Annotated in this window: 20 protein-coding genes; 15 read left to right on the top strand and 5 right to left on the bottom strand. The window is 60.0% G+C overall.

Annotation, left to right across the window (positions count from 1 at the left end):
• Positions 1 to 105: 105 nt before the first annotated feature.
• A complete protein-coding gene (locus L21_RS08175) occupies positions 106 to 672 on the top strand; it encodes a GNAT family N-acetyltransferase (protein ID WP_074369991.1) in 567 nt (188 codons plus the stop codon).
• Positions 673 to 772: 100 nt separating this feature from the next.
• On the opposite strand, the gene L21_RS08170 is transcribed toward L21_RS08175, so the two are convergent.
• Positions 773 to 1,555: a MarR family winged helix-turn-helix transcriptional regulator gene (locus tag L21_RS08170; RefSeq protein WP_074369990.1), complete on the bottom strand. Its 783-nt coding sequence runs from the start codon at positions 1,553 to 1,555 to the stop codon at positions 773 to 775.
• Positions 1,556 to 1,621: 66 nt separating this feature from the next.
• On the opposite strand from L21_RS08170, the gene L21_RS14600 reads away from it, so the two are divergent.
• The 7 genes from L21_RS14600 (at position 1,622) to L21_RS08140 (ending at position 7,910) form a co-directional block, all read left to right on the top strand.
• Positions 1,622 to 1,849: a type II toxin-antitoxin system CcdA family antitoxin gene (locus L21_RS14600; protein ID WP_074369989.1), complete on the top strand. Its 228-nt coding sequence runs from the start codon at positions 1,622 to 1,624 to the stop codon at positions 1,847 to 1,849.
• On the top strand, positions 1,846 to 2,115 hold the full coding sequence (locus L21_RS13835; protein WP_143727244.1) for a hypothetical protein: 270 nt from the start codon (positions 1,846 to 1,848) through the stop codon (positions 2,113 to 2,115). The genes L21_RS14600 and L21_RS13835 overlap by 4 nt, the downstream gene beginning before the upstream one ends.
• Positions 2,116 to 2,289: 174 nt before the next feature.
• Complete coding sequence (locus tag L21_RS08160; RefSeq protein ID WP_143727243.1) at positions 2,290 to 5,214, top strand: hypothetical protein; 2,925 nt, start codon at positions 2,290 to 2,292, stop codon at positions 5,212 to 5,214.
• A 229-nt stretch (positions 5,215 to 5,443) separates the two neighbouring features.
• Positions 5,444 to 5,926 (top strand): hypothetical protein, encoded by a 483-nt coding sequence (locus L21_RS08155; RefSeq protein WP_074369987.1) that lies wholly within the window; start codon positions 5,444 to 5,446, stop codon positions 5,924 to 5,926.
• A 23-nt stretch (positions 5,927 to 5,949) separates the two neighbouring features.
• A complete protein-coding gene (locus L21_RS08150; protein WP_074369986.1) occupies positions 5,950 to 6,741 on the top strand; it encodes a terminase large subunit domain-containing protein in 792 nt (263 codons plus the stop codon).
• The gene (locus L21_RS08145; RefSeq protein WP_074369985.1) at positions 6,738 to 7,427 is read left to right on the top strand and encodes a hypothetical protein; all 690 of its coding nucleotides are present in this window, start codon (positions 6,738 to 6,740) and stop codon (positions 7,425 to 7,427) included. The genes L21_RS08150 and L21_RS08145 overlap by 4 nt, the downstream gene beginning before the upstream one ends.
• A 135-nt stretch (positions 7,428 to 7,562) precedes the next feature.
• Positions 7,563 to 7,910, top strand: a complete 348-nt coding sequence (locus L21_RS08140; RefSeq protein WP_074369984.1) for a hypothetical protein — start codon at positions 7,563 to 7,565, stop codon at positions 7,908 to 7,910.
• Between the two features lie 130 nt (positions 7,911 to 8,040).
• Here L21_RS08140 and L21_RS14120 read toward each other — a convergent pair whose 3' ends face one another.
• Entirely contained in the window at positions 8,041 to 8,214 is a 174-nt protein-coding gene (locus L21_RS14120; protein ID WP_178377702.1) for a hypothetical protein, read from the bottom strand.
• Positions 8,215 to 8,303: 89 nt separating this feature from the next.
• Here L21_RS14120 and L21_RS08135 point away from each other — a divergent pair, with 89 nt between their 5' ends.
• The 3 genes from L21_RS08135 (at position 8,304) to L21_RS08130 (ending at position 9,300) form a co-directional block, all read left to right on the top strand.
• A complete protein-coding gene (locus L21_RS08135; protein ID WP_074369983.1) occupies positions 8,304 to 8,531 on the top strand; it encodes a hypothetical protein in 228 nt (75 codons plus the stop codon).
• Positions 8,528 to 8,692, top strand: a complete 165-nt coding sequence (locus L21_RS14115) for a hypothetical protein (protein WP_178377701.1) — start codon at positions 8,528 to 8,530, stop codon at positions 8,690 to 8,692. Before L21_RS08135 ends, L21_RS14115 begins: the two co-directional genes overlap by 4 nt.
• 179 nt (positions 8,693 to 8,871) lie before the next feature.
• Positions 8,872 to 9,300 carry a zinc ribbon domain-containing protein gene (locus L21_RS08130; RefSeq protein ID WP_143727242.1) on the top strand — a complete coding sequence of 143 codons (429 nt, stop codon included), beginning with the start codon at positions 8,872 to 8,874 and terminating at the stop codon, positions 9,298 to 9,300.
• A 71-nt stretch (positions 9,301 to 9,371) separates the two neighbouring features.
• On the opposite strand, the gene L21_RS14300 is transcribed toward L21_RS08130, so the two are convergent.
• Positions 9,372 to 10,085, bottom strand: a complete 714-nt coding sequence (locus L21_RS14300; RefSeq protein ID WP_074369981.1) for an Ltp family lipoprotein — start codon at positions 10,083 to 10,085, stop codon at positions 9,372 to 9,374.
• A gap of 329 nt (positions 10,086 to 10,414) precedes the next feature.
• On the opposite strand from L21_RS14300, the gene L21_RS08120 reads away from it, so the two are divergent.
• The 3 genes from L21_RS08120 (at position 10,415) to L21_RS08110 (ending at position 12,484) form a co-directional block, all read left to right on the top strand.
• A complete protein-coding gene (locus L21_RS08120) occupies positions 10,415 to 10,702 on the top strand; it encodes a thioredoxin family protein (RefSeq protein ID WP_074369980.1) in 288 nt (95 codons plus the stop codon).
• Complete coding sequence (gene npdG / locus L21_RS08115; RefSeq protein ID WP_074369979.1) at positions 10,699 to 11,349, top strand: NADPH-dependent F420 reductase; 651 nt, start codon at positions 10,699 to 10,701, stop codon at positions 11,347 to 11,349. The genes L21_RS08120 and npdG overlap by 4 nt, the downstream gene beginning before the upstream one ends.
• A gap of 592 nt (positions 11,350 to 11,941) precedes the next feature.
• Positions 11,942 to 12,484 (top strand): aldolase, encoded by a 543-nt coding sequence (locus L21_RS08110; protein ID WP_074369978.1) that lies wholly within the window; start codon positions 11,942 to 11,944, stop codon positions 12,482 to 12,484.
• On the opposite strand, the gene aglJ is transcribed toward L21_RS08110, so the two are convergent.
• Entirely contained in the window at positions 12,455 to 13,381 is a 927-nt protein-coding gene (gene aglJ / locus L21_RS08105; protein ID WP_074369977.1) for an S-layer glycoprotein N-glycosyltransferase AglJ, read from the bottom strand. The two genes, L21_RS08110 and aglJ, sit on opposite strands and share 30 nt — an antisense overlap.
• A 39-nt stretch (positions 13,382 to 13,420) precedes the next feature.
• Here aglJ and L21_RS08100 point away from each other — a divergent pair, with 39 nt between their 5' ends.
• Positions 13,421 to 14,014 carry an endonuclease dU gene (locus L21_RS08100; RefSeq protein WP_074369976.1) on the top strand — a complete coding sequence of 198 codons (594 nt, stop codon included), beginning with the start codon at positions 13,421 to 13,423 and terminating at the stop codon, positions 14,012 to 14,014.
• Here L21_RS08100 and L21_RS08095 read toward each other — a convergent pair.
• The gene (locus L21_RS08095; protein WP_074369975.1) at positions 13,973 to 14,434 is read right to left on the bottom strand and encodes a universal stress protein; all 462 of its coding nucleotides are present in this window, start codon (positions 14,432 to 14,434) and stop codon (positions 13,973 to 13,975) included. The two genes, L21_RS08100 and L21_RS08095, sit on opposite strands and share 42 nt — an antisense overlap.
• Between the last annotated feature and the right edge of the window lie 121 nt (positions 14,435 to 14,555).

Here is a 14,555-nt window from a genome sequence, read left to right as displayed (position 1 = left end):
CGCCCGGCGGTTCCAGCGCTATCTGGACCACCCCACAGACACCGATGACGGCCGCGAGTTGATTCGCGAAGCCGCCATCCTCGCCCGCGAGATGCGACTTTGAATATGAAAATACCCCTCAGTAATCTATCTTTTTCTCTTCTCAATGAGGACATTGACATTTCAGCATTCCGATGCAGAGAACCGGACCTGACTGAGTTCCTGATCGAAGATGCACTCGAGAACCAGGCTGCCCGGCTGTCGGCCACGCGAATCGTACTATATGAAGGGCAAGTCGTCGGGTTTTTCACGCTCACCAACGACTGCATCATCAGGAAAAGTGTCAGTGACGACGACGGCGAAGAATGGTATCCATACCCGCACTATCCGGCGCTGAAGATCGCACGACTGGCAACGCACCAGGAGTTTGAGGGGCGAGGTATCGGACGGGCCATGTTGTTGAAGACGGTGGCCATCGCCATGCGGCTCTCGCAGTATGTGGGGTGCCGCATGATCACGGTTGATGCAAAACCGAAGTCTGAGGGATTTTATCTGAAATACGGCTTTCAAAAGGCTCTAATAAATAAGAAGAAGGATACGATTCCTCTCTATCGTGACTTCTATCGATCTTACCAGGAAGCCGAGAAGGGTATGAGTCCGCCCCTGACCGTTTTCGATGAGAGATCGCGGTGAAGAGCGTGCTACAGGTGGGTATCGACACTCGCCCCCGGAGGCGCCGTAGCGGTTTGTGGACGAGCGGATTAAGGCGTTGATGGTTGAAAAATAAAGAAACCTAATTTTTTTGTATCCAGGTTCTTAGGGCATTCACGCGGGCGCATTCGGCTTCGCGGTTAGCCAATTCCTCTAAAATCAGATCCCACCCTCTCGATTTTTGGAACCTTGGTAGTATTTTACCTCTGTAAAATTCTATCTCCTGTTCATACTCTTTGGCGTCCTCGTGGCCATCGGTGGATGATGAATCGGGGGGGAGCCAAACTGCTGGGTTGCGGAAGTGCATAAAATTCCAGAGCCCAAAAAAAAGGCGCACATATAAGTCTCTCTGGATTGTTTTATCGTAATCCTCTCCTCCCAGATTAGTAGAGCGGAGTCTCAAATTAAATTTATATGTGCCGAGATATCTGTTCACCGTGGATAACATCGGCCTGATCATGTAAAAGCTATAGTCTGGATTATTATTTTGTTTAGTGAAGAATGAATAGAAATCAAAGAAAATATCAATCCCTTCGTGGAGATCCCGGTTGCTGCTTAAAAGCGACATCACCTTTGCATGATAGTCGCGGGGGAGAGATTTATCACTATGCCCCAAGTGAGATGTGGACATAGTTTCCAATACCAGCGCGAACCCCAAGGCCGTTAGTCTTAACTCGTTTACCCGGGCTTTTTTGATATTCTCTTTTTTAGTTGCAGTTATAAGTCCCCACTTACGCAGTGCGTGACATATTTTATTTATCCCGGACTGATCACGGTCCAATTCTTTTGCAATCGAAAGCGCGTTGCTCCCAGGGGACATTCCGATTTTAAATAGCACCTTTTGTTGAGTCTCGTTAAGAGTCATAGTAGGACACCTTATGGAATATTAGGACGATTATATCCTATATGCTTTGCTATCCTATACACTCTCATGTCGGATAGAACCCGCGGAGGGAGAACGTATTCTCCCACCTGCCTTCAAATCGACGCTTCGCTAAAGGTGCGCGCAAAAGAGGCGGGAATCAATATGTCCCGGACTCTCCGCGATGCACTTGAGGCGAAGTTGAAAGAAATCGAGGACGAGAGGGGATGTAATGCACCAACATCCCTCCCCTCCCGCCAGACCCAACCCGCACCCGCGGCGGAGGCGAGCCGGTGATCACTAGTCTTCCTTCTGGAAACATAAGTGTCACCCCTGCGACCCGGGAGCGGCCCCGGCTCGTGACTCGTGAAACGATCGAGCTCTTCGAGTCGAACAACCCCGCGCTCGAAGGAATCGGCTCGATCATGGTAGACATGGGACTGTGGGTTGTAGAGAATGACGAGAGAACAGCGAACAAGGATTCGAGGAAGGTCTCGGCGAAGACCTACCTCAGCGACACAGCGAGGAACTGCAATGAATTATATGCAGGAGAAATATATTGAGGTTCTTATATCCTCCGGGGGCATATCATCAAAGGATCTGCCGACCGTCTGCCGGTCTTTGGCTGGCACGCTATGCGGCTCGTTCCTGACATCAAACGGGCCGTGTCGGCGCTTCTCGGTGCGGGGTTGCCCTCTCCGGCGACTGCCGGGCTATCGTCTTGATGAGGTGACGCCGTGACCGCTGGCGACCCGTTCGGGGATGCGAAGGCATCTGGTTTTCAGATCATACGCTCACCGAAAGGAGCAGCGCCACAACCGCCGCCAAGACCGGCACCAACGAGCCGCCCCGCGACCGCAGGACCGCTAACCCCGCTCGATATCGTCCACTGGCTACGGGAGCAGGGGATCACCCCGCTCCCGTGCCGGCCGAAGTCCAAGAGCCCGATCCCGCAGATATCGCGGCGGGGAGTCTACGGCGATAGCGCGCCGCCGGGCGACTCGTTCCACGTCCCGAGCCCGGAACGCATGGCCGCGGTCAGGGCATGGTGGAGCAACGAGGACTATCACCGGCAGGCGACCGTCAAGGACTGCTCTATCTCCGTCCCGCTGCATCCTGACTGGAACAGCGGCCGGCAGGTTATCGTCCTGGATATCGACGACACGAGCCTCTGTGATGCGGTCGCAAACGCCCCCACCCTGGAGCGGTGCGTTGTCGGTGTCGGGAAGAAGGGTAGCAAACTCTTTGCCATCCTCGACCCGGACGGCGGACGACCGGAGAGCCCGATCGTGCAGTACGCCCCGAAGGACGACCCCGATCACCCGGCTCTGGAGATATTCACCGGGAGCAAGCACGCTCTGATCTACGGGGAGCACCCTGATAGCACACGGGAACGCCCGATCCTTTACGCGATAACGCGAGGATTCGGCGAGCCCTTCCCGGTGCTCACCAGGGAGGAGATCAAGCAGGCGCTTGAACCGATCATCCAGGAGCATGGTCTCGTGCTGAAGGAGAGCGGAGGAGAGCGGGAGCCGGTGGAGATGATGCCGACCCGCCCCCGCCCCCGCGGCGGCCGGACGATCACCGACCGGCTCAACCTCTCGATCACGGACGTCTGCACCCTCACCGACGGTGTGCGGTGCGGCGACGAGATCCGCGGGAGTCACCCGGTGCACGGCTCGACGACCGGACAGAACTTCGCGATCAATCCGCATGAAAACACCTGGTACTGCTTCCGGTGCGGAACCGGCGGCGGCCCGGTCGAATGGATCGCCGTCGAGGAGGAGATCATCGACTGCTCCGCGGTGCGCCCCGGGTGCCTGCATGGTCACTGGCGCGAAGTCTTCGATGTCCTCCGGGCGAAGGGGTATGAAGTGGATCTCCCTTCTCCGGAGGGGGTCCCCGACCCGGAGATCACCCTCGACGTTGAAGCGGAGGCATTGGAGATACTGGAGGACGGGGATCCAGTGGATTACCTGCTCGACGTGTTCCACAGCGAGCACGTCAGCGATGACACCATAGCGAAATGCTGCTATGTGTCGGCCGCGTCGCGGGTGGTCGAGAATACCCGAGGGTTGCACGTCCTGACGACCGGCCCGAGCGGCAAGGGCAAGAGTTCGAGCTATGACTCGATCCTCCGACAGATGCCGAAGGAATCGCAGATCGGCGGCACGCTGTCAGACCGGGCGCTCTTTTACCACGATATCCCCGAGCGGGCGATCCTCGTTCTCGATGACAAAGGGATGAGCGAAGGGTTGCAGGAACTTTTCCGGGGGGCAACCTCTGACTTCAGAGACCCCGAGCCGCTGCGGACCGTCGGCGCTCGTCGGGAACCGATCGTAAAGATGCTCCCGCCCCGGTGTGTGTGGTGGATGGCGTCCGCCGACGATATGGCGGATGACCAATTCCACAACCGATGCCTTCAGCCGTGGTGCGACGACAGCGAAGAGGCGGATCGGGAGTTCTTCGAGCATATGCTCCATGAGGAGGCATACGGCGAAGACGAGGAGGAGAAGGCCCGGCGGTTCGCCGTGTGTCGCGCGATGTGGTCTGCCATAGGCGCGGAAGTGATCCCGGTGTGGGTGCCCTTCGCCCCGGCGATCCGGTTCGGTGACATGCGGAACCGACGGAACGGGCGGATCTTCGTTGACCTGATCAAGTGCTTCGCCCGCATCCGGTTCATGCAGCGCCCCCGGGACGACCGCGGCCGGATCATCGCCGCGATCGATGACTTCCGGGACGCTCTGACCCTCTACCACGAACTGACCGACGAGTCAGGCAGTCAGGTGAACCAGCTGACTCCCGACGAGGCCCGGATACTCCGGCTTATCGAGCTGATGCACCGGGAGTCATTCAACCGGAACGACCTTGTAGCCGTAAGTGGTCTCCCGGCGCTCCGGGTCTGGAGGATCCTACACGGCAGGGCCGAACGCGGCACCGGCGGACTCCTCGACAAGTGCCCCGCCCTCACCGTTCAAGACGTTTCCGTCTCGATGGTGGAGGAAGGCCTTCGGCACGGGCACCGGGAGAAGCGGTATTACTTCGATACGGGATTGTATCGGGCATGGAGCGGTCGTGGTGCAGTCACTCTCGATACGGACATGGCGAAGAGCATCTTTACCCAGGTTTCCCGGTCTTTTCCCGGTCTTTTCCCAAGTTGGGAAAACACCTTCGCGCGTCTCTCCTCTGTTCCTTTCCCAGAAGAGAGAGAGATAGAGAGAGATAGAGATAGAGGGAGAGAGGGATATCCCAGAGAGAGCGAGAACACACCCCGCCACACACCCCCGTGCCCCCGTGTGGGCGATCCCGACGAGGTGGGAAAAGAGGTTCATCCCAAAAATGAGATGGGAGTTACTACGCCCCTAATAACAAACGGGACGCTATCAGTGGCGGGAAGGTCATTACCCACCCCGGGAAATGACCGGGAAAAGACATGGGAAAGAGGGGGGCATCCCAAAGATGAGATGGGGCAGAACGCACCACTGCCCGGAGCGATCGATCCCGACGACCTGATCGCCGCACCGCCGCACCAAGAGAAGTGCCAGGTGTGCCAGAGCCGCCCGGCGACTCTGAAGAGCAGGGACGGCCGGGTGTGGATCTGCGACGTGTGCCAGAGAATTATCCTGCGAGCCCGGGCGCGGGAGATGGGGGTACAGTCATGACCTCTGCCGCCTCGCAACAGTTCTTCGAGACCTTCCCCCCCGAGGTCTCCGTGGTCTGTGTAAGGGACGATGCACCCGGGACATCTGCCACCCGGATTTTTGGAGTCCACGGGGCACGATGGCGCGGCGACCGGCTTATCACCCCTGTCCCGTGCCCGAGGTGCGGCCGGTACTCTCTGGTGGGTGTTGACCGCGACCCCGCCACCGATGATCGGAGGTCCCGGCGATAATGGCGCGACAGTGCACCATCTGCACCCACCCACAGCGGGCCGAGATCGATCAAGCGATCGTTTCAGGCGAAAAATACCGGAGCATATCGCAGAGATTCGATGTTTCCGAAGCCGCGATCGGTCGCCATAAGAAACACATCTCGGCGGCCGTCGTCGATGCAGAGCGACAGAAGGCCGTCTCCGGCACCGCGAAGATGCTTAAGGAACTGTCCCGCGGGTTCGATTCACTCGCCCGCGCAGCGAACAGAGCCGAGGAGGAAGGGGACGACAAGAAGATGGCGTATCTGTGGAAGACGGCCGGCGACCTGGCAAAGCCATTACTCCAGATCGCCGGGGATCTCCCGGGCGACGGGACGACGATCAACATCTATCAGTCGCCGCAGTGGTTGAAGATCCAGGCGGTCATCTTCCGCGAACTTCAGCCGTATCCAGACATCCGGGTCCGGCTTGCAGAGGCGCTAAAGGAGGTCGAAGACTCGTGACGACCGCCCCGGTTCGGCACCTTATGGACCCCGTGATCTTCGCCCGGGAACAACTCGACTTCGAGCCGGACCCCTGGCAGGTCGAAGTCCTCCTCTCCCCGGCAAACCGCCTGCTCCTCAACTGCAGCCGGCAGGCCGGGAAGAGCACCACCACCGCGATCGTGGCGCTCCATACGGCACACTTCCGGCCCGGCAGCCTCGTGCTCCTCGTGAGCCCGTCGCTCCGGCAGTCAAGTGAACTGTTCAAGAAAGTGACCGGGTTCCTGGATGCCCTGGACGACCGGCCCCGGTTGACGGAAGACAATAAGCTCTCGTTTGCGCTGGAGAACGGATCGAGAGTGGTCTCCCTCCCCGGCACCGAAGCCACGATCCGCGGTTTCAGCGCGCCCGATCTCGTGATTGAGGACGAGGCCGCCCGGGTGCCGGATGCACTCTACTACTCGATCCGACCGATGCTTGCCGTCAGCGGCGGGCGGCTGATCCTGATGAGTACGCCGTTCGGCAAGCGCGGTCACTTCTTCGAGGCATGGACCGAAGGCGGCGACGACTGGCAGCGGATCAAGATCCCCGCGCCCCGGTGCCCGCGGATAACTCCGGAGTTCCTGGAGCAGGAGCGGCGGGCGATCGGGGATTGGTGGTTTGAACAAGAGTACATGTGCGAGTTCCGGCAGGCGACGGATAGCGTATTCCGCTACGACGACGTGATGGGCGCGGTCTCCGAGGACGTGCCCCTGCTCTTCGCCCCACCGGTGACGAGGACCGCCGCCGGACTCGACGACGACGTTTTCCCGCTCTTTGACGAGGCAACCGAATGACGAGATATTTTGTAGGACTAGATTTAGGACAGGCGGCCGACTACACCGCGATCAGCGCGATCGAGGTTCGCCCGACGCCATACCCCGTACAGCACGAAGACCGCGACCCCGAGACCCGACGCCTTCGGACAACCGAGACGGTGGTCGAGAGCATCCCGCTCACGCACCACGTCCGGCACCTGGAACGGCTCCCGATCGGGACACCCTACCCCGAGCAGGTCGCCCGCGTGAAGGAGATTATGGCACGTCTCCCGCCCGGTACAGACCTGATCGTCGATAACACCGGGGTAGGGCGGGCGGTGACCGACATGCTCTTTCTGGAAGGGCTGACGCCCGTCTGTATCACTATCACGGGCGGGGATACCATGAACCGCGACGGCCCATACTTTCGGGTCCCGAAGCGTGACATTGTGGGGGAGCTGGCGGTATCGCTGCAAAACAAGCGGCTCAAGATCGCGGCGGCGCTCCCGGACGCGGAAACCCTGATCAATGAGCTCCTGGCGTTCAAGATCAAGGTGAACCTGAAAACCGCACATGACAGTTATGAGGCATGGCGGGAAGGCGACCACGACGACCTCGTGCTCTCCGTAGGGCTGGCGGTATGGGCGGCGACGTGGTATTACAGCCAGCAGACCGGCGATGACATCGTAGTGCGCGACGAGCCTGTCTCGATATCGCCCGTATAAACACCCTCGCCGGCGGGGTCACGCAGGCACTACCACAGACAAGGACGAACATGGAACCAGTATCCAACCCCAAGGGGACGATCGCGGCCGAATAGATCCTTCCTCTATATATATCCCTATCCCCTATCCCCTCTCATGACTGATTCTGAAACCTCTTTCTGGACCCCGGCGCGCATCGGCGCGGTGATCGCAATTATCCTGCTCGTCGTGGCGCTCGCAGTGCTCGTGAGCCTGCCGCAGAACAAGTTTGAGCCGGCCGACCTCCTGCAGCCACGGTACGCCGCCGACGCCGATCTCGGGTACTGGATGGTCTACGAATACGATCCAGAGGTCGACGTCTATCACCTGCTCGTGGTGATGCAGCACGACAACGGGACGTTTGAGTGGCTGGAAGGCGACGGGATCTGGTTGCCCCGGCCCGCGGTCGAGGGGACGTTCCGCGTGATCGGGTCGTTTGACCCCCGGAAAGATCACCTCCGTTGAGGGGGAAAAGATCACTTACCAAATCACCCCGCACCGCGCGTATTCTCGAAGATATCAGATGTAGTTGATCTAACTGCCTCGAAGGGGATGTGTGGCGTTAAATCGACGATATGAAGATGTATAGAAGAAGTTATTCGACCTTCTCAACAACGACGCGGCGCTTATCCTCTTCTATCCTCACCGTAACCTCTTCGCCGTCCTCGAATGGGAACCTATCATCCCCGGCGACATCTGCCGGGACGGTGACATATCGGGTTTTCGCCTTCCCGACCGGCACAACCCGGCCCTTTCCTTCTCTTGCCATATGCATTGTAAGTTACACAGTAAATTATATATGCCTATGCGTTGTAATATGCAATATACAAAGTAATTTACAATGTAGGTGAAACAACTATGCCCTTCAAACCATGTGGGAAAATCCAGAAGCACCACGACGCCCTGCAGGTGCGGGTGGATGGGTGGCAGCTCGGCGAACTTGTGATCGCCGCCGCGGACGTTTCGGAGCTCCTAAGCGGTCGCGTGGTCGATATCTCGTTCGTGCAGGAACGCCCCGGCCGTGAAGTCTGCATCGGTCACGCCGGCAGCGCGAGGCTCTCCCGGTCCGGCAAGGCGGTGACGTGAAGATCGAGGCGCGGCTGATGACCGCACCGCTCGCCCAGGTGCAGAAGGTGCTCTCCGGGCAACAGATCGCCGCCCGGCTCTCCGCCCCGGCCCCGATCATCGACGCGGACAAGGAGCAGGCGAAGCCAATCGACGCCGACCTCGTGAGGTCGTTTGCATGATCCCCGTCGAGGACGTGCAAGCCCTGCGCGCGGAGGCGAAGGCGCTTCGCGCGGAAGTCCAGGAGGTCGTGGCCATCCTGGAGAACTGGAACGCAGACCGCCGACCGTAACCACGCGGGCGAGGAGGTGCAACCCCTCCCGGCGGCATGTCAAGGGGGAACCAACAGGTGAATAAGACTATGGCAGAAATCGACTTCGGAAAACTGATTTCGCGTGTCCTGGCACGCATGGACGACACAGAGAGCACCCTGACCGGCGGCGAGAGCCGCGACACAGGTAAAGCCTTGCAGCACTACAAGCAGGCACTCGCCGAGGAGATCCGGCGGGTCTTCGACGAGGCAGAGGTCGCCGCCCCGGTCGCCCGGGAGCCGGTGCCCTGCACGCGGTGTGGTGCCATCCTAGAAGGGGAGAGGCGTTTCTGCACCGTGTGCGGTATGCCGCAGAAGAAGGAGGCGCCCGGCGACTTCCTGGAGAGGATGCTTGCAAAAGATGCCGGCACGGCCCCCGACGACCCACACTTCCGGGCATCGATCGCCCGCATCCGTGAGGAGCAGCCGGAGGCGTGGGACGCCCTGGTTCAGCTGATCGCCGCGCCGGTGAAGGCGTAACTCCACCACAACCACTTTTAACAGGGCGCAAAATGGCCTTGTCCGGGAGTATCCGGGTAGGAGAAAGGGGGTTAGTACCCGACCGCCTTCACCCCATATTCAGCCTGTGAGCGGGTGAATCCCTCAAACTCCAGTTGGTCGATCAGCCCGGACCGGGAGAACGACGAGTATTTCAAATACTGCTCAGCCTTCTTCGCCGCCTGCTCATACCAGTCAGCGCCGGATTGGTCAGCGCCATACACGGCCTCTGTGTGGGAGAATCCTTCAAACTCGAGTTGGTCGATCAATCCTTCGCGCGAGAACGCCGAATATCGTAGGTAACTCAACGCCTTCGCCGCGGCGTTCTTCTCGCCCAAGGTCGCCGTATCGGGTTTCAGAGTTGGCGTCGGTTTAGGCGTCAGCGTCGGCGTTGGTGTGGCCGTCCACGTCGCAATAGTGCCCGGGTCTACCTGTTCCATGTAGTGTGGGAAACCGAATTCTAAATCTGTATGGCGAGACGTCATCCGATTTTCAGGGTATATCATCCATGCGCTGGTTGGGGACTCCCGGACGACAACCTCGCATGTATAGTAGATTTCGCCTACATCTACGATCAACAGTGCGGCATACTCGCTGTAATTGGGATTCGACGGATCGACCTGCACAACGTCACCGATCGAATATTTCGCCGTGGTCGACGCGGCCGTCCCGGGTGTCGGTGCAGGGTCGGCGGTCGTACTCGTGCAGCCGCTCGCCGCCAGGCTCACAGCGAGCAGGAGAACCAACAGAATTGTCAGATACTTCATAAGATGGCTTGTATGGATACCACCCCTATAAGTATTGCTGTTCTCGATCGCGACCTTCCGGCAAATTTGCCGGGACGTCATACCGCCTCATTTTTACCCTGGGCGCGGCGGCGCTGCAGGCAGAGGTGCTGCTCCGGTTCGCCCGGGAGCGCGCAGAGGCGCCCGCGGTCGGGGGATGAGATAACTTTATCCTCAAGTGCGACATACTGAAAATTGTTTATCTACACCTTCTATTTCTTCAAATACAATACGTAAAACGCTCAGTCAGCCGAAGGACAATAACCTTTATTGCCCCGTTCACACACAATGTTTGAACGGGGTACAGTCTTATGGGAAAACCGGTTCTAATGGACTTTTTTGCCGAGTGGTGCGGTCCGTGCCACCAGCAGTCACCAATCATCGACGAGCTCAAAGCAAAGATGGGCGACCGGGTTGACATCCGAAAGATCGACGTCGGTGTCGATTCCGAACAGACACGGCAATATGCCGCCAAATACGACATCCAGTTCGTACCTACGCTCGTCATCGAGAAAGACGGGGATCTCGTCCGGAAACTGGTGGGCGTCCAGGATCTCGGCACACTCGAAAATATTCTAAAACCGCTGGTGGAGCAGTGAAGATCGGGATCGTTGGGGGAACCGGCGATATCGGGGAGGGCATGGCCCTCCGGCTCTCGCCGAAGTACGACGTGATCGTCGGATCGCGTGAGGAGGTAAAGGCGGTCGCGACCTGCGAGACCTGCCGGGAGACCCTGCAGGTGCAGGGGATGGAGTGCAGCCTCGTGGGCGTCACCAACCAGCACGCGGTCGATGAGGCGGACGTCGTCGTCCTCGCGATACCCTTCAAGCACGTGGCTCCCACCCTGAACACCCTGACCGGGTTCGAGGACAAAATCGTCGTCAGCCCCGTCAACCCGATCGAGCGGACGAACTACTTCTACTACGCTCCTCCCCCGGAGGGTTCGGCGGCGATGATGATCAAGGGGATGCTTCCCGAAAGCGCGACCGTCTGCGCTGCGTTCAACAACATCGCCGCGAACAAGTGGAAGATGCTCGACGAGGAACTGGACTACTCGGTAGCCGTCTGCTGCGACGACGACGGTGCGAAGCAGAAAGTGATGGAGATCGTCAACAACGTCTCACGCCTCCGCGCTTATGACGGGGGGCCGCTTGCGGCTGCGTCCATCGTCGAGAGCGTGACGCCCCTCCTCCTCAACATCGCCCGGTTCAATAAGATGCGGGATGTCGGCGTGAAGTTTGTATAATTTTCTTTCTTTTGGCTGGAGAGGGGTGAGAACCCGACTGTGTGAACCCATTTTGCATGAAAGGGCATAACTATTGTCCGCACATCAAAACTCTCCATTATTCTCAAACTCAGAATCCTCATAGAGTGTTGAATATTCGTGCACGGATTCCGAGGGGATATCGCCTTGGGGGAAGGGCTGACGGGGAGGGGGCAAGCCCCCTCCCCTGTCTCCACATACGAAGGGATTCCTGTAGCCCCCACTCGAAGACCTCAGGTCTTCTCAAGCTCCGGACGTCCCGTCCGTCGCACCTCACCCGGCCTCCGGTCTCCTCATTCGCACCTGCGGTGCTTAAACTCCGCTCCTAGCGGAGCGTCGTTCCCCGCCCCAAAGGGCAGGGGCAGTCTATGGCGATATTCCCACGGTCCAGTGGACCGGGCTTGCAAGGATAACCCCCATCAGGCATTTGATGTCTCTTGCCTCAACCCCGGCTCTCCCGCCACACTACCAGCATTCCCTGCAGCACACCCGCCCCCCGCCCCCGTACCCCGGGCGGCATGCACATATCCCGTTGTACGCCAAACCATCCTGTACGAAGATCAGGGTGCCGAAAATGCTGGATCGGGAGTTCGAACGGATCGGAAAGAGACTCTTCATGGAAGGGCTCGTGGGAGCGAATTTCGGGAACATGAGCGTGCGGGGCGAGGGCGGCTTTAACATCACCCGGACCGGCGCGTATCTCGACGCGGGGGAGGCCCCGGTCTTTGTGCCGGATGCGGGCGACGCCCCGCGCGAGGCTTCGAGCGAGTACCGGGTTCACCGCGCGGTCTACCGGGAGACGCCGCACTCTGCGATCGTCCACGCCCACCCGGTTCACGCCGTCGCCGCCTCGCTCGATACCGACCTCGTCCGGCCGGCCGACAGCGAGGGAGGGATGCTCTGCCCCGAGATCCCGGTCGTCGCCGGGAACCCCGGAACCGACGAGATCGCAGAGAACGTCGCCGGGGCGCTCCAGGACGGTCATATCGTCATCGTCCGGGGGCACGGGACGTTTGCAGCCGGAAAAACGCTCGACGAGGCGTATATCTACACCTCGATCGCCGAGTACGCCTGCCGGATCCTCTTCTTATCGGGGAGGCTTCGGGGAGTTCTGTAACTGCTCGATCTGGCGGGTCGTCTCACGGTGGAACCCGAGCAGCATGTCGCTGATTACGCCGAACATGAAGATCTGAAAGCCCATCGTGATCAGGAGAACCGTGAGGATGGTGAGCGGGAGGTGCTCGATGTTCTTGAGCCATTCGAGAACGACGTAGACGCCGATGACGCCCCCGATGAGCGATATGAAGAGGCCGATGATCCCGAAGTAGAAGATTGGGTTGTTCATCTTCGCGAGCCGGTATATCGTCGAGAAGATCCGCAGGCCGTCCTGGAACGGGTTCAGTTTCGTGACGGTGCCGGGCCGCGAGAGATACCGGACCGGGACGACCGTGACCCGTTGCCCGTTCCTCACCGCCTCGACGGCCATCTCCGTCTCGATCTCGAACCCTGCCTCTTTAAGCGTCATCTGCCGGATCGAGTGAAGGGTAAAGGCGCGGTAGCCGGAGAGGATATCGCTGAGGTCTTTTCCGTGCGCTATCCGGAACATCGTGTTGAGGAGCTGGTTGCCGAGGAGATTTAACCGCGTGAATGCTCCCGCCTCGGGATTGACGAGACGGTTCCCGATGACGTGATCGAATCCGCGGCCCAGGGGTTCGAGCATCTTCTCCGCGTCGTCCGGCGAATAGGTGCCGTCGCCGTCGAGCATGAGCACGTAGGGCTTGTCGATGATATCCACGGCCTCGATGATGGCGTTGCCCTTTCCTTTCCCCGTCTGCGTCCGGACAACCGCTCCCTCGGCCCGGGCGATATCGGGCGTTCCGTCGGTACTGTTCCCGTCCATGACGAGGATGTCGGGAAAACCGCGTTGCCGGAACCCCTCGACCAGCTCGCCGATCGTCGGGGCCTCGTTTAACGTGGGGATGAAGATACAGACCTCATCTCGCTCGACGTTCATTGATATACTATATCCGATTGAGCAACATAAGGACTTCGCATGCACGTAGCCAAATCGGGGCTCCGGGCTCTCGGTATCGCCGAGAGTTATGCAGGAAGGGAGCAGTCCACCCTTGCCGGCGTCGTCATGCGAAAGGACCTCCGGATCGACGGAGCGGCCTTCGCCCGGGTGACCGTCGGCGGATCGGATGCCACCGATGCGGTCGTCCGGCTCTTCACCCGTCTCGCCCGCCGGGACATCAACGTCCTGATGATCGGCGGGAGCGTCATCGCCTGGTACAACATCATCGACCCGGCGGCGGTGCATCAGGCGACCGGTCTTCCTGTTGTCGTCGTCACCTACGAGGAGTCGGAGGGGCTCGACGAGGATATCCGGCGCCACTTCCCGGACGACGTTGAGAGGCTCGCGGCATACCGGCGGCTCGGCGACCGGCTTCCCGTCCGGCTGCGTTCGGGGTATACGCTGTTTGTCCGTTCATGCGGCATCTCCCCGGAAGACGCCGCAAGGCTCTGCAACGACTTCACGTACGAAGGAAGGGTGCCCGAACCCATCCGGGTGGCGCGGCTCGTCGCTCGCGGCGTCGTCCGGTCGTCAGGCTACGTCGGGTTCGCCCCTGACGACCATGACCGTTGACGCCGCGTGGTCGACGACGTAGGAACTGGTGCTCCCGAGAAAGAAGCGGCCGAGCCGGCCCTTGCCGTGCGACCCGACCACGGTCAGGCCGGCGCCGAGTTCCCGAGCCAGCGCGATGATCTCCGCTCCCGGATGTCCCTGGCGTTTGTGGGCGGTGAGCGGGACACCGGCGGCGGCTCCCTTCTCTTCGGCGGCGGCGAGGATCTCGTCGGCCTCCCGGTCGAGCGCGTCGAAAAGCGCCTGCTGGGCGATAGCGGGGGGTTCGAGCTCGTTGAGGGTCAGCGAGGGATACGTGGCGGTCTGGACGACGTGTACGGCATGCACGGGGACCCCCATGGCGCGGGCGACGGCAAGAGCCTCTTCGAGCGCCCGGTGCCCGATCGCCGATCCGTCGACCGCCACGAGAATTGATCTGAACATACCAGTCTCTAGAAGCGTTCGGGTACAAAAACGTGCGCTTTGGCGGCAGTCCCTCTCATGCCCTCATCGTGTGCTTCGAGATCACCCTCTTGGTGCGTTTGTCCACGACTTCCAGAGTGAC

Source organism: Methanoculleus chikugoensis, from assembly GCF_900095385.1.
Taxonomy (GTDB): Archaea; Halobacteriota; Methanomicrobia; order Methanomicrobiales; family Methanoculleaceae; genus Methanoculleus; species Methanoculleus chikugoensis_A.
This window is presented reverse-complemented; position numbering and strand designations above follow the sequence as displayed.